Origin of the sequence: Congregibacter litoralis KT71, assembly GCF_000153125.2 — a bacterium.
Taxonomy (GTDB): domain Bacteria; phylum Pseudomonadota; class Gammaproteobacteria; order Pseudomonadales; family Halieaceae; genus Congregibacter; species Congregibacter litoralis.
Map to the genome: position 1 here is coordinate 3,080,900 of NZ_CM002299.1, position 15,492 is coordinate 3,096,391.

General features: G+C 51.1%; 8 protein-coding genes. 1 reads left to right on the forward strand and 7 read right to left on the reverse strand.

Annotated elements, in window-relative coordinates; translation table 11 throughout:
* Nucleotides 1-8: 8 nt before the first annotated feature.
* The 4 genes from drmC to KT71_RS14025 all read right to left on the reverse strand — a co-directional run bounded on the left by drmC (nucleotide 9) and on the right by KT71_RS14025 (nucleotide 7,854).
* Nucleotides 9-1,145 carry a DISARM system phospholipase D-like protein DrmC gene (gene drmC, locus KT71_RS14010; protein WP_008294711.1) on the reverse strand — a complete coding sequence of 379 codons (1,137 nt, stop codon included), beginning with the start codon at nucleotides 1,143-1,145 and terminating at the stop codon, nucleotides 9-11.
* A complete protein-coding gene (gene drmB, locus KT71_RS14015; RefSeq protein WP_023660093.1) occupies nucleotides 1,138-3,003 on the reverse strand; it encodes a DUF1998 domain-containing protein in 1,866 nt (621 codons plus the stop codon). Before drmB ends, drmC begins: the two co-directional genes overlap by 8 nt.
* The gene (gene drmA / locus KT71_RS14020; protein ID WP_008294709.1) at nucleotides 3,000-7,001 is read right to left on the reverse strand and encodes a DISARM system helicase DrmA; all 4,002 of its coding nucleotides are present in this window, start codon (nucleotides 6,999-7,001) and stop codon (nucleotides 3,000-3,002) included. The genes drmB and drmA overlap by 4 nt, the downstream gene beginning before the upstream one ends.
* 76 nt (nucleotides 7,002-7,077) lie before the next feature.
* The gene (locus tag KT71_RS14025; protein WP_008294708.1) at nucleotides 7,078-7,854 is read right to left on the reverse strand and encodes a hypothetical protein; all 777 of its coding nucleotides are present in this window, start codon (nucleotides 7,852-7,854) and stop codon (nucleotides 7,078-7,080) included.
* An 86-nt stretch (nucleotides 7,855-7,940) separates the two neighbouring features.
* Between KT71_RS14025 and KT71_RS14035 the strand changes: the two genes are divergently transcribed.
* A protein-coding gene (locus KT71_RS14035; RefSeq protein ID WP_152025221.1) for an IS3 family transposase occupies nucleotides 7,941-9,115 on the forward strand; the annotation gives its coding sequence in 2 pieces (ribosomal slippage) (nucleotides 7,941-8,211 and nucleotides 8,211-9,115; 1,176 coding nt in all).
* Here the strand turns inward: KT71_RS14035 and KT71_RS14040 are convergent.
* From KT71_RS14040 to KT71_RS14050, 3 genes are read right to left on the reverse strand one after another with little or no spacing between them, the layout of a single operon-like run.
* Nucleotides 9,081-10,232, reverse strand: a complete 1,152-nt coding sequence (locus KT71_RS14040; protein WP_008294707.1) for an ATP-binding protein — start codon at nucleotides 10,230-10,232, stop codon at nucleotides 9,081-9,083. The two genes, KT71_RS14035 and KT71_RS14040, sit on opposite strands and share 35 nt — an antisense overlap.
* A complete protein-coding gene (locus tag KT71_RS14045; RefSeq protein ID WP_008294706.1) occupies nucleotides 10,232-14,350 on the reverse strand; it encodes an Eco57I restriction-modification methylase domain-containing protein in 4,119 nt (1,372 codons plus the stop codon). Before KT71_RS14045 ends, KT71_RS14040 begins: the two co-directional genes overlap by 1 nt.
* Nucleotides 14,351-15,490 carry a hypothetical protein gene (locus tag KT71_RS14050; protein WP_023660094.1) on the reverse strand — a complete coding sequence of 380 codons (1,140 nt, stop codon included), beginning with the start codon at nucleotides 15,488-15,490 and terminating at the stop codon, nucleotides 14,351-14,353.
* Nucleotides 15,491-15,492 lie beyond the last annotated feature (2 nt).

Sequence of the window (15,492 nt, forward strand, 5' to 3'; positions counted from 1 at the left end):
TTACTTTATCAACTAACGTCTACTGCGAAAGGCCGAAACATCGGCCAATTGATCTCTTCTACCTCGATCGCATTATGACTGCCCTGACCTCGCATGGTGACCGAATAGTATGTTCGCTCTCCGTTCATGCTTTGCTGTTTTTGCCATAGGTAGCGGCCAACCAGCGGCTTGTCGCCTAGGATGATGACAAGCGCACCCTTTGGCGGTAACTCATCGTCTTCAGCTAGAACTCTAAATGTGCGAGTTTCATCTACTTCAAGCTTCTCGTTTCGATATCCGATCAGAAGAGAGCCAGAGTACTGCCGATTCTGATCTAGCTCTTTGATATCGATCACTTTGGGCCCACTGTCTGCGGCAGGCGGAGCATATGCGGCCTGTGAGTAGGCCTGAATATCGCCTTGGGTAATCATGTTGAGCAGCTGACGAGAGAGCATGCCTGGAACAATGCCACCGTAGGCTAAGACACCTGTCTCGATATTCTTGTCCATAGCGGCTGAGGTTAGATTAGCGCTCGTCAAAAATGCCCTTTCACCATCAGCAACTACGCATTTGGCGTGCATGCTAGGGAATCCCCCCGCACCAGAATCGCGATTTTCTAAAGGCCATACATAAATCGTTGCCCCAACCAACTCCTTGGCGACACGCTTGACGGTGTCTCGAAAGAAAGTGCCACCATCTTTATCAGATGACTCAAGCAACATCCGTACGTCAACGCCTCGCTCAATCGCGTCGCGAATAGCAGTCTCAATCTTTGGGATATTCACCCACACGTACGACCCAATGAACAAAGATTCCGCTGCAGACTCGATCAGCTCGATATAGACCTGCTCAGATCGCCTAACGGGGACATGGTGTGTGTCAGGGCCACTCCATACCAACTCAATGTTTTCCCGCGCTTTCTCACTCATGTGCCCGTGAGAAGCGCCCACCAATAGGCCGGCAAACTCAGCACCACTGCAGGCTGCCTGCCTCCACTCTTCGACTACTTCGGACAACACATGATTTGCCGCCTGCGAATTAAAAAAACCTGCTAATCTTCCTGCGTCGGTCGATGAAAGTGTGCGTGCCTTGTTTGCCAGCGCACGGATTTGATTAGGGTGCTGATTGGACACCAGCCGACAAATCGCATCCAGCAGCTTATCCACCCGCAACACCACCGAAAAATGCAGCGGCCGCATTTTCGAATGTTGGCACCACCAGCGCCCGATCTAGATATCTGTTGCCACACTCACACGAGGTCTCCGCTGCAAATGTACAGGCGTGACAAGCTGCCAAGTGCAAGGTGCCGTCTTTGTCGGGACTATGTTCTGAGCATAGCGGGTCAGATGAGCAGATTTTTGCGCGATTGAAGGCTTGCGATAGCAAACGACCTAAGTTCTCGGGTTTACCCAGCTCTACGAGACCGCCCAAAGTACCATCTGAGTCGGGGGCGGCTGTGTAGATCAGCACGCCGGCCTGCGGACTATCTCCGCTAGTATCAGCGTATATTCGCTCGCGAATACTTGCCGCGTTGTACCCGCACTCAAGCGCTAACTCGCGAATCAATAGATGGGCGACGGTATGTAATAGCGCATAACGAATGCCGGGGTAACCATTCATCGGTTCTAGCTTGCGAGAGTTTCGCCAAGCTTTGTGGCCCTTGAACAGCTTTTCATTAAGAGCTACCACCTCGGCCTTCGTCTCCCAATCGGCAAGAGCCTTCTCATCAAACCGAATGAAGATACCCTCGCCATGCACCTGGCTCGCAGGTATCCAGCTAGGGCTGTCGTTACAGAGCGCGGCCATTGGAGGCTGCTCATCTGGGTCGTTGCTGGCCTCTGGCGCCTCTACTCTCGTAAATCCAATTAGAGCATTAACCTCTCTTAGCCTTTTTAATAGCAAAACATCAGCTATTTGGTTCTTGAAAGCAGCCGGCACCTGAACGGCCTCACTGAGAAAGTGCGGCCAATCCTTCGGCGGATTTGGCTCACTGAACACCTGCCATTCAGGCGCCTTTAAATCATCCTGCGTGACACCCGCGGTCACTTCGCCCTTCTGGATTCCTTCGACTACCGCCCAAACTTCTTCGGGTGAGTACTGATCGATACCAGGCAAGATGGCATTCTTCACTAAGATTTTGATAATCGCTTTAACTTCGAGCACAGATTCTACGTCGACGAAGTTGTCCCACCCATCCTGAACGAGCTGCACAATAGGGTCTTTGGTGAGCGGGATCGCCAAAGCAGACAAGGTCATTGCAAACCAACTGTTGGTCGCACCAAGCAAAACAGCTCGCGGCTCCTCAGTACAATTGGCATCGTATCTATCAAGGTGCGGATGGCGTCCACGGCAGGCGGGCAAGCTCTCTTTGCCGGCCTTACCGAACGCCTGAGCTAAGTTGCGTTTAGCACCGCAGCTATCACATTTCACCCACAGGTTTTCGGTCTGAAGCGAAGCCCCCGCCTCGAAGAATCGCAATCCACCGGTACATCCTGAATTCTGACCACCGTGCACGTAGTAGCGCCAAGGAAAATCGTCTAAATGGCCATTGCGGCACGCCAAAAGAAAACGGGCAGGAACCGCATCCGCGTCACGAGCAGGTTTATCACCGTCTGACCCACGACACGACTCATGCACAAACCTCGTATTCTCCGGCCGGTACCGACTCTCTTTGACTTTGAATAGCCCTGAATCGTACTCCGCCAACATTCCACATTTCACACAACGCAACCAGCGCGGAAATGGCCTTACAGGCACACCCACTTTCGCTTCAGGCGACCAAGGATCAATTTTGTCTGCCTTAACATAAGGAGGCATTCGCATGCTCTCGACCTGTTGGCCAAGAATGCGCCTAACAGCAGCAAGCAGCCTTGCCTCGACGATCGGCGGGCATCGATCTTTATCCCAGCGATCGATACCCAGCGTCAGAACTGACAAACTAGGCATATCTACCAACGCACCGGGGCCGTAGGTCCATAAAAGCTGGCTAGGACGAACCTCCCCGACTGGGGTCACTTCGCTCATTCCTCACCCCCGCCATCTTTTTTGACTTGCGCCTTCCACTCGGGTCCGGGATCCAGCTTTTTGAGATGCATCTGCAACTTAACGCCGGGCTCTACTTCTCGCATCGACATAGGCACGGTGAATCCGTCCCATTCCTTGATGCCAGGCGAACGAATGAGTGCCACCTTGGAGTCGACGTTAGCCCCTCTCTTCTCGTAAGCAACCGTTCTTCCGGGGACGCCATTCTCTTTCACCCAGTCATCAATACGCTGCTTTATAGCTCCTCGAGCGAGCGATTCAGCGTCAGCACTCTCCTCCACCATCAACACTCTGTCGGTAACAGTCTTGATTATGTTTGTCACCGCAGGCGCCGCAGTGGATTTCAAGGTAAAGGCACCATCATTGGGGCTTAGCTCATCATCACCCAAACGCATCAAACTCAGCATGGCTCCGGTTAAGCCACGATCCATCGCACGGGGAGAGAATGGTGTAACTGACTGTGCTTCTACATGCATGTAGAACGTCGCATGGTAATGCTCGAAGCTCTCGTAATGAGATAGGTCTCTAGGCCTTGACCAGGTCAGTACTGTGCAAACAAGCCCTGGAAAACTACGCCCGACTCGGCTTGTCGCCTGTATATATTCGGCTGTTGTCTTGGGCTGCCCGTTAACAGCCATGATGCCAAGTCGATTAACGTCTACACCAACTGACAACATATTCGTCGCCAGCACGACATCTACCGCCCTGTCCTCTTTTTCTTGCCACTTCGTTACGTATTTACCGGCGGCGGCATCCCACTCGGCTTTAAACGGCACCTCTAATAGGTCCAGATACTTCGGTATATCTTGACTAGAAACTCGAGACGTAAGCTCCTTAATATTGTTGACGCTACGCTGTGCCAAACCGGGTCGATCGACTTTACTCATCTGGACTCGATAAGAACGGGTTTGAACGTCGTCTTCGGCCAGGCGCTTCATACCGCCTAATTCTCGGAGTGAATTGAAGTAGCCCACGCTAGTCATATATGGGTCGGCCACTTTGCCGAATCGATCAAACAGCGCCTGAGAGGCCGTGAGAAGCGATGTGTACAAGCGAATGAGCACCGCTGGCCTGGCACTACCAGGCGAGCATATACCGAGATAACGTCGGCCATAGTGCTGCTCAATAGGCCGTTGCACCGAAAAGAAATTGTCTTCTACATCCAGGCCGCTAGGAGGAAAAACAGCCACCTTGCGCATAAACACGCCACTGACCTGCTCTTTCGCCTTTCGTACGGTCGCCGTGGATGCAATCACCTTTGGCCGAATCGCTTTTTCATCCAAATGCCAGGTAGCGAGCTCATCGACAGCCGTCTCATAGAGTCCGATCATCGTGCCGAGCGGACCACTGATCAGGTGAAACTCATCTTGAATAATCAAATCAGGCGGTCGAATTGGCCTTATGGCCTGCGCTTGCGATTTCGGCATCGTAGCTGTCTTGGGATGATTACCGCTGCACGGTGCATCCGCCCATAAAAGACCATGGCGCTGACATTCCAATTCGGCCTTGCCAAACAACGTACGCGTCTCGCCGCGCCAAGCCATCATGGCGAACTTATCCACCGTCGCGATCATCATTGATGGAGGCCTGTGATAAATCTCTTCATCGACTACCAGCGCAGGCAAGCCCGGATGTGGATGGCCAGAAGATCTTCCTTTAGAAAACTCACAACGCGCTTTTTTATCGCCGCAGTAAATCGCGGTTTGTAGTTTGTGAGTATTGACCTCGATGTCTCTGCCCGGATCGATGTCGGTGCCGCACCAAGGACAACTCGTCAACTGTGCGGGCGAGGTGCCCCCAGCGCTGAAGGTGTTAGGGTCTCGAACATCACTGATAGCCTTATGACTCGCCTTGGTTGTACCGGGCGTAACCTTGTTACCCACCCAGAGACCAATCGTAAATGGATACTCTCCTAGACTCTTATCGCCTTCAGCATTCCATTGCCGACGAAGGACCTCCATTGCACACATTAGTGCTGTCGCCCTTTGGAACTGTTGAAGAGTAAGCAATCGCAACGTGTAGCGCATGATTACGGAAAGGCCTCGGCTGGCATCGTAACCGCCCAAATTGCCCTGAAAGCGGCGAATAGCCATCGTAAATGCCGCCACACCCAAATAGGCCTCGGTCTTACCACCACCGGTAGGAAACCAGAGCAGATCAGCGAAGGCTTCGGCGGGATCTGTTCTGTCGTTGTGCTTTGGGTCCGCCAGCGCGGGAAGGGAGAGCAGCAAAAAAGCCAACTGAAACGAACGCCAAGAATAATTCTTAGGGTCCTTGGCAACTTCGTCCACCGTAACGATCTTGTCGCCACGGCGTCGCTTGAGGGCATAGATACTCTGTATACGTTGCTTTGCCATTGCCTTATTGGCAAAACGAAAGGCTTTCAAAGCGTTTTCGTTGGAGGTGTCAGCTAGTACGGCGATACCTTCTTTCAGGCGGGCATTAATCTCGTCACAGCGATCCATCGCGATTTCGGCCGCTGCTTTGTGCTCCGCGAATTCCGAATCGATACGACCTGACTGCTCTTTAATCCAGGCCGTGTAGTCGTCTGCCATCATGTTCAATACAGCCACTAAATCTGACCGTTCCATTGCGGCAAGACGAAGCATACTAAGATAGCCATCTCGGACTATCGTCTTCTGCACGGGCCGATCGTTATCCCCGCCCTTACCGCCAGGGACATCTGTTATTGGCACTTCGTACTCAGGCATCACGACCGTTCGAATTTCGGTGGCTAGCTCAAGGCTTTCAGTTGCCGCCGTCGCATGAACAGCAACACCATGGCCTACCGCAAACTCGACTTGCTTCCGATAGATCATTTCAAGCGATTTTCTTTCCTGCTCGCTATCATCGGTGCTCAGAACAGGTCGACGCCGAAAGATTGGCGCGTCACCTTCAATCGCACGAGTAATGATTTCCGGCTGGAAGATCCAAGCGGTATCTTTGTTGGTGTCAGGCTCAGCTTGAGTATTGACTAAAAAGAGGGTGATAAGTCGGTCGCCCTTTTCGTTCGGTTCTCTCACAGCACCCTGCACAACGACCGACGGATTTTCTTTATCAGGCGAAATTGGCGCAATAACACCCTCTTTGAGCGTTAGGGAGACGGATCCACCACAGGGGACACGCTGCCATATCTTTACCTTTGCTCCCTGTTTCTCCTCGCCTGTCTCAGGGTCCTTGATGATCTTGTATTCGTCGTGGTCGTAGAAGCGCTCGTATCGACCCCAAAGCGCCTCAATCTCGATCTCATCGATATCACCCGCAACACAAAAAGTTAGTCCGAAACTTGAGGGAATGAGTGATTGATTGTTGCCCGTGTCCACCTCCTCAGAGGTTTCGGCGTCAGGCACGGCGTTATTGGACGGAGAGTCTGGCTTCTGGGCTTGCGCCTTTACTACGAGATCATCAGGATCCTCATCATCCTCGCCAGAACCGTCTACTCCTAAACCATCACCCTTAGCCGCAGCATCAAGCGGCGCCAGTCGACCAACAAGGTAACGATCGCGCACACTCATATCGCTTATCTGCTCCATTGGGCCATTCGCTGGCCCCAGGAGGTCGTCCATTACGGAGATTTGCAGAAGGTCGCGGACATACTCCACATCTTCGATCAGTGGAACCTCAGGCAAGGTCCTATTCGTCAGCCTAGGAATGGCCTCCGCGAACAAAGTCCACTCGAGTCGTGATATCTGACTAGTTGTGGGAATATTCAACCCAGAAGCGCTTAAAGACGCTGGCTCATCTGCGATTAGCTGCTTATCGAACAGAAGAGTCGTACGGTCCAACTTATTCCTAATTCGATAAACTCTACCTACAGAATAGAATTCCCCGCGTTCATTGGCACAGATGACCCAGTCACCGCTGCTGATTGAGCTGAACAATTCCTTATGGCCAGTTAAATCGATTCCGTATTCGACACCATCTTTCCGCTTTATGACAATGTATGCACTGGGATTAACATTGCTTACCAACACACTCATTCTCTACCTCTGTCGGAAAATCCATTTCCAGCACCATGAAGCCCTTTTTTCAAAGCGACACACTTCTTATAAGCCATTAACTTTCGCGGACCGAAACGAGTGTCTGCAAATGCGCGTGGTTATCTGCCCTGCTAGCCTTGCCATAGCCGATTTCGCCACACACGGCCTCTATTTTCTCGCAAAGAATATCGGCATCAAGTGGCGTAACCCATAACTCTCCACGAGTTGGTTCTTCCCGGTTGGTAGTTTGCCAAACGGCATTGTTGTCAAGTGGGTGCTCGGGCCTGAAGGGATGAATGTTAAATATTTTGTGATCAACTTGAGTGATCCAGGCTGCCCCAACCTCAGTAATTGCACCCCACGAACGCTTGGTATTTTCACTTGTGATAAAGATAACTAGAATTTTTTGAGTTGAAATACTATCTACAAAAAAAGCTCGAAGATAATCGTACAAATGAAAACCATCCGGGACTCTGCTCCTTTGGTCATCACAATTAGTGTAAATGATGTCTTCGGCGGGTGCGCCATTCATCAACAGCATCTGATAAATGATGTCGGCAAAGGGCTTGTCGGCACGTGTCTGACTAATAAGAATTTTCTTCTTTTGCGTATCTATTAGGCTTTTAAGTCCGAGATCTGGGCTGTTATCACTAATGGCTTTAGCAACTATATTCTCAATTGCTTCCCTTGATAGATTCTCACCAAGCTGCAGAACCTCTTGGGCAGCACTCTCACTGGACTTCTGTCGAAATGCATCAACATTTCGCTTAAGCTCCTCCTCTCTTTCTTGCTGCTCGTCAATCTTTCGTTGCTCTACTTTGCGCTTCCTCAGATCGGTGAACTTGTCTCTCATCTTCAAAATATCATTCAGAAGACTGAGGTCGGTCGGAATTCGTGGAGTCCATCGGATCGTTTATCTTTACGATCTGGAGGACAACGATGGAAAGAATCCCCAAGGCATCTTACACGCCGGAGTTCCGGGCTGAGGCCGTGAAGCTGGTTGAGTCGACCGGCATGTCGGTGGCGAAGGCGGCAGAGCGGCTGTCGATCCCCAAGAGCAGTCTCAGTAACTGGGTGCGTGCAGCCCGGGCAGGAAAGCTGAAGCAGGTGGGTGAGCATCAGCGCGCACCCACAGAGCTTGAGATGGAGCTGGCCCGTGCCCGGCGTGAGCTCGCTGAGGTCAAGCAGGAGCGCGATCTGCTAAAAAAGTTTGCGGCGTACTTCGCGAAGGAATCCCGGTGAGGTACGCGCAGATTCACCGGCTACGGCACGAGCACTCTGTCGCCGCGATGTGCCGTCTGCTGGACGTATCCGAGAGCGGCTACTACGCCTGGCGCAAGCGGCCGCCGTCACCACGGTCGAAGGCGAACGCGCGTTTGACGCTGGAGATCAAGGCGGCTCACGAGCGCACGCGCAGGACGTATGGTCCCGAGCGACTTCAGTCCGATCTTGCCGACAACGGTATTCGTGTCGGCGTACACCGCATCAAGCGTATTCGCCGCGAGCAGGGCCTTCGCTGCAAGCAGAAGCGGCGGTTCCGTGTGACCACGGACTCGAAGCACAGGCTGCCTGTGGCGCCGAACCGGCTTGCCAGACAGTTCTCCGTCGATGTGCCGAACAAGGTGTGGCTGACGGATCTCACCTACGTCGACACCGCCGAGGGCTGGCTGTACCTGGCAGGCATCAAAGACCTGTTCAACGGGGAGCTTGTCGGATACGCGATGTCGGAACGGATGACGGTTAACCTGACGGAGACGGCACTGCGCCGTGCGATCGATGTCAGGCAACCAGGTCCTGGGCTTCTTCATCATTCCGATCGCGGCAGTCAGTACTGTGCGAGGAGCTATCAGCAGCTGCTACGGCAGCACCAGATGCTGTCGTCCATGAGCCGCAAAGGAAACTGTTGGGACAACGCGCCGATGGAGAGCGTTTGGGGAATCCTGAAGTCGGAGCTCATTCACCATGAACGCTTTGAGACGCGTGCGCAGGCGAGAGCAGCGATCCGGGAGTATATTGAGATCTTCTACAACCGGACTCGGAAACAAGCGCGCCTCGGTTACCTATCCCCGGTACAGTACGCTACGCAGCACCGCCACAGTCAGGTGGCATATTGAGCCGGTGGACTCTACGAAAACCGACCGACCCCAGACTTCTTACGAGCTCAAGCATTGCTACATAGCGTGGATCGTCAGACTTGTAGCCTTGGCGATTGCTAAGGGCCATATCAGGCAATTCAGATAATTCGAAAAGGTCGATATGCAGCTGACCAATAACATAGGCCTCACCCATTTTGTTCTGACCAACTGCTGGGAGAACATTAAACTCGCCCATCTTCTTGTTTGCATAAATCGAAATGAAGTTATCAGGAAAATCGGTAATCTCAGCTTTGCGGCCTCGCGTGGTTCTGTATGCTCCTATCCATCCCTCAATCGTCATATGGTATTCATGTTCATGGCCCTGTTGATCACGCATGATCAATGGAATAGATAGACTATCCGTCGCATCAACTAGATCCGACCTAGAGTCTGGATACAAATTTGGAACCAGATCACATAGAGGAGCATACTCATTACCTAATGTAATCAAGGCTCCCAGTTCCTGGATTATGTTTTGGTCAAAGTCTTCGACCACTTCAACCTCATTGTCTCGAACAATGTGGATACGAAAATTCGCGTCAACGAGAGGAAATATCTTGAGAAGATTTCGCTTAATCGCGCTTAATGTCTTATGTAGCCTGTACTGCGGGTTACGCATAACAATTGCAGAGCCATGATCTTCAATGTACTCAAACACTACTTCGTTATCATCAATGGCCCTAAGCATGCTATCCGGGTCAGGATATCGCGTGAGAACAAACCCCGATTTTTCACCATCAGCGACAGTCAAAACATCGACGTTCTCAGAGACGGATAAAGCGGCTAGCTTTCCAACGCCTTTTCGGCCCATTTTTAGCCGTCGGCCCGATCGCGTTAATGAATCGTTATCATTTGTTCGCGAAACGCCAGCAACATTGAGATATTTTTCTATGTCGCCGTTCTCGTACGACATTCCATGGCCGTCATCCTCTACTCGGATGTCGTCTCTATTTGAAATTATGTAGACATTGTTAGCATCTGCATCGTATGCATTGGCTATCAATTCAGCCAAGACGTAGTAGACATTGGTATATAGGTTTGGCCCCAAGAGCTCCAATATTCTCGGGTCGACTTTGAGCTCAAATTCCTTTGTCATTATTTATCTTTTCCGAATATGTCCATTTGAGGCCTTGGCTCCGCCACTTTGTCCAATTCGAGCTCGGTGTCAGTGGGGGCTCGATATTCTTTTCTATCCATTGAAGCAGCATTAACTCCTATGCCACCATTTTCTGTTTGGTAGATCTGCTTGTTTAGATCCACTAATCGGCCCAGTATTATCGACCTCATATCATCAGTAAGCGCCCATCGCCATGCGTCGTTTGATGAGCCACCAGGAAAAATTCGAAAGTCGTAACTAATACTTAAATCAGGCCATCCGTATGCAGCTGCAACCTCTGTGTCCAGTAAAATAAATAGTTTGCGGATATCGTTGATGACAGGCTCGCTGTTGGTTGGATCATTCACTGAATTCATAACGTCAGTGAGACCACAATCATTCTCTTCACTAAACTTCACGGCCAGATCATTGAATTGGACAGCAGTCTCTATACATAAGTCTGATGCAATTACTGCTGGAAATGGGAACTTTCCAACTGACTCTGTAATTGACAAAGTCAAACGCCCCTCCAGCTTCCCGCCTGAAAACACCTGCAACCATGTTCTGAAAAAACCACTCAGGCATATCGCAAAAAGGTCTGTTCTAGAGCTTTCTATCAATAAAACTTTGTTGGTGTATATCCACTCTGTAGGTGCAAGCATACATATTGGATGTTTAGTGACTTTAGAAAACGCGACAAACTCACTCCTTTGACGAAGTCTTTTCATCTGGTCAGCTCGATGGTTCCAAAACTGCCACCAACGCTCATAGAGCCCCTTGTAACTCTTGAGTGCTTCTGGGGTACGAGTAGGTTGAACCTCTTCAACTAGAAAACGGTAAGCTAGCGGCCACTTATTTTCTAACTCTTCTAGAGTCAGATCAGCTATATCCAATGCCCAGCGGTCATACTTTTGCAACGCATAACTGGTGATATCATCGCCAGTGATATAAGGCCTCAACAAGCTGTTTTTTTCATCCCTCAAACCATCAAACCAAGGGTTATCCGGTTTGATAACGAAGGCCAAGCCTTTACTGTTGTCCACACCCGCAAAGGCAAAAGGTGACTCAGCTAGCGCCTGGGGCTTCCACGCGTCCAGCTCTTCGGGCTCAAGTCTCGGACCTATCCGAGCACACTTACGACCATCAGCGTCGCAATCAGAAAGCCACTCCCCTTTGATGAAGCCAACGATCGCAACTACTACAGCTGCTGTGCCAGGCCAGGGCATACTTCTTTTAGAAAAATAGATGTTCCCTTGCTTAACAACCTCGCCGAGCCCCACCCCGACAGCACTGCCCTCTGCAATATTGCTCGTCGCTAAAAGGCCATAACAACCATCGCTACCCAGAAGCGTCACGGCACGCCGATGGAAGACGACGCACAAATCGATTTTACCCGGAGAGGCTCCAAGCACCATTTGGCACAGCCATTGCGACTTTTGACCCAGTGAAGTCTTCCACAGCCGGTTTCCAAGAAATGGAGGGTTCCCAATCAACGCATCGAAACCATTTTTATCCCTTAGAAAGACTTCTGGAAACTCTATGGGCCAATGAAACGGCCTCCTTCTTTCTTTTCCCGGCGGCAAATCCAAGGAGAGATTGGAATTCGCTCGCTTAGTGATTTCACTAATTGCATCCTGATCACCATCAACGGCCTGGCCGGCTTCAACAGCTAGAGAGGAAATCGCATTTTCTAGGGCGGACTCATTTCCATTGCAAGAAAATACCTCGGCTACAAATGCATCCGCGATTTTCTCTGGCACTTCCAGTTTCTGACGTGCATCAGAATCCAAAAGAGCCATAGCTTCAACGTCATGTATGTCACGAATTGGCATATCTCGCAGAAGTGTTCGCAACTCCATTGCACTTCGAGCTGCTTTCTCAATGTTCTGACCAAATAGTCGTTGCTGAGTTTTCTCACCTGGCGACATACCCAGATTGATCAGCTGGTCAAGCTTGTGTATACCTAGCAGGCTATCTCCACTGCGTAGGTTGTGATCGAGAAAACCAAAAGGACGTGACTTTGCGAGCGTTACTAGCCAGATAGACAATTTAGCGAGTTCTACCGCTAGAGGATTAAGATCCACACCATAGAGACAACGCTCCGCAATGAGACGCCGCGCTACCACCATTCGCTCTTCTGCATCTAGAGGTAGCAGCTCGCTTTCGTCCACGGTCTCCAAAACTTCCCCTTTTACGCTCACGACTTTACCCGCGGCCTCGGCTTGAGACCAAGCTTCGCAGAGACGTTCGCCCAGCCAGCGGCAAGCTTGTACTAGAAAAGCGCCCGAACCCATTGCCGGATCGCAGATCTTCAAATCAAGCAGCTCGGCGGCTGACTTAAGCATCCATTGCTCGCGTGGTTGCCCCTCGGTAGAACCCACGAAAGTAATCGGGGTCAATGTATCGTTAACAATAGATTCGGTAAGTGATTTCGGAGTGTAATGGCTGCCCGTCCCGCGGCGGTCAGTGCCGGCACCAACTATAAAGGCGCCTTTAGTATAGATGAGCGGATTATCCCAAGCGTCTTTCTTCAAGAAATGCGTGTAGGCCTTAACTCGATCACGAAGAGATACATCATTTGAACATGATAGTAGCAGTGCCTCAGAATCTGCTTCACTGATTGCCTTCGAGAGATCATTTTTGACCCGAGAGGGCGAACTTCCTGTCCGCTCGACCAACAGTTTTCTAACGGCGGCCTCGCCATCACTTTCTGCCGAAGCAAGTTCAGAGAGCAATACCCAAGGTTTCTTGGACTTTTGAGTTGCTTCAAGTTCGAGTGTCACGTCCTTTGCCCTGATTACTGTCTTCTCAAGCAGGCCTTCGTATACGTAACCAATTTGTTCCACGTCGAGCGCACGATAGGACAGCGTTCTACCCTGATACAGCTGAATAGCGTCCAGAAAAAGCAGCACGGTACGATTATCAATCGGCAGTGGGCGTGCCTCCTGGCTCTTCCAGATCGAATCCTTCGACCTTCCCTCCAAAAATGGGAAACGATCTGGATCGAAAAGCGACCCGCCAAGGGCAGGCATACGCAGCGATTTATGATCTATTCCACCATATACAGCTCTAAACAGCGCCAAGAGCCGCGACCAGGCATTCGTTCTGTAGGAAAGCACCTCCTCGCCATGCAAGCCCGCTTCCTTACGCAGCTTCATCCTCAAGGTCGATAAAGCGTAATTTTCTGTGTACGTCTCATCGTCTAGGAGCAGCAACCCTCGCTTTTCTGCACAGAGCAAAAATACCAGGCGCATCATGAATGTGAGCCCGGCCTCGTAAAGCTCAGGTGGCTCGATACACTCCAACAACTCGCCGCTGGAATCGTTGTTGATTCGATCCAATGATTGCACCAATACCTCGACAGCACGCTGAACTTGAGCCCCCAAAGTCTCGGTCACTTCGTCCTGGTGCTTGATCGACTCATCAAGCAGACCAGTGAGTTTTACTGCATTGAGCCCAAAGCCATTGAACACGGTTCGGATGTTGAGCAACTCATGAAAGGCGATTAGCGTAATCGGCTCCTGACTCCAAAGCCGCGCATACCAACTGGCGTAGCTGGTTATCCCACCTTCTGGAGCATCCACGAACATCCATTGTTCACCGTTGGTGACCAGACCAAGCCGAGCGCCTACTTTTCGACAGAGGTGGCTCATACGCTCAGCTGGGGAGGTGGACCAACCGTCACCTGCGAACACGTCGTTCAAATTGGTGTCAGCCGAATAGTGGCTCACCAACAGATAGGGGGCTTCCTTGTCTGATCCGTAGAGCACATAACTCGGCTTGATAGACAGCTGATATTCAGGCAGATCCAGTTGTATATCGGCGGGTACTTGGTCGGCTGCCTTTAGCTCTTCTCCCTCGTTGTCCTCATCCCACTCGAGCCCTTGCTTAAGCACCCAGTCGATCCACTGCTGGTGGAGTTCGCTTTGTAACTCATCATCTGAATCAACCGACTCACGCCATTCTTCATAGGTTTGACGGAACTGCTTCTTCTTTGTCGAATCCAGCTTCTGTAGCCCGGCTGGAAAAGCATCCCTCAAGACAGGCTCGGCCAGAAACGGGCCAGAGACCTCAATGAGGGACAACCATTCGCCATGTTGCGACATCACTTCATCCATTTAACTTTCCCCTACCATCGACTGTGGCACGAGAAAGACGACCGCCACTGGAAATGTTCGGGCCACGTAGTCACCGTAACGATATTCGATAGCTTGTATCTCTTGCTCCCTTTCTTCCGGTATGCGCGACAACCTAGCTTTTAATGCATCAAGGTCGCGCCGAACCTGGGTGCGCTCATCCTCCGTAAAAAGCGATAACTGCTCTGGATCCTCAGCACTCTTTAACTCCGCTTTAATCGACGCCTCCAACTCATCTAACACGGTCGATATATCTCTGATCTCAGTGTCTTTTCTCCTCTGCAGCGTGCCCTCGAGGTCCTTAAGTCGCTCTTTGGACCGGGCATCAATGGTCTTTTGAACCGAGTCGAGATTGCGATCGAATCGAAGTTTCAGTGCATCGCACAAAGAGTCGTTTGCGTCTGCCGGCTTAGCAGTGGCAAGCAGGTCATCTAGCTTCTTGACGCCCGTCTCGCGGCTATAGGTTTTGTCCTTTAGATAACCGCCGGAGTAAGTGATTTCCTCATGCAAGCGATGATGGTTACCGCCTGTAACAACCAGACGGGATACGATGACAGCCGCGACTCCTTCGATTCGGTCATCAGGCAGTGATCTCAGGGTGACCCGATGCATCCTTTTCACATCGGATAGCGCCCAGACTTCTGCACGTAAAAGCCGCAAACACATCTGCACCAGACGATGATTGAGATGCACCAATACGACGTCGTCCCGGCCTTTTGCTACTTCATGATCAAAGGTAATGGGCCTGATGACGTGAGTGTAGGGATGACGCAAGCCCTTGGTACAAGCTGCCCAGTTCCCGGTGAGTTCTGGCATCTTGAAGACGCTACCGTCCGGCGCATCAGCTAATGCTGCCGGCTTGAGCGCTGGTTTTTCGGCAATGGAGAGCCCAGTTTGTACTGCAGCGAGTATATGTTCTGGTGTTAGATGAAAGTCTTGTCGCGTCTGCGCCAATTGCTCATGTAGTTTGGCAATCTTTTCATTGAGCTGACGCTCGGCCTTGACGAACTTTTTGGCCTTTTGGGTTCTCGCCTCCGCCTCACGAGTATTGAGTTCCTTTTGTCTGCCTTCTATCAATCCTGACATTTGGGGTGCGATCACTGGATTTACATGAATCGCCACCA

What these genes read in the sequence shown, in the direction of transcription:
- drmB (WP_023660093.1), bottom strand. Translation starts at nt 3,003, where the DNA reads ATGAGCGAAGTGACCCCAGTCGGGGAGGTTCGTCCTAGCCAGCTTTTA.
- drmA (WP_008294709.1), bottom strand. Translation starts at nt 7,001, where the DNA reads ATGAGTGTGTTGGTAAGCAATGTTAATCCCAGTGCATACATTGTCATA.
- KT71_RS14025 (WP_008294708.1), bottom strand. Translation starts at nt 7,854, where the DNA reads ATGAGAGACAAGTTCACCGATCTGAGGAAGCGCAAAGTAGAGCAACGA.
- KT71_RS14040 (WP_008294707.1), bottom strand. Translation starts at nt 10,232, where the DNA reads ATGACAAAGGAATTTGAGCTCAAAGTCGACCCGAGAATATTGGAGCTC.
- KT71_RS14045 (WP_008294706.1), bottom strand. Translation starts at nt 14,350, where the DNA reads ATGGATGAAGTGATGTCGCAACATGGCGAATGGTTGTCCCTCATTGAG.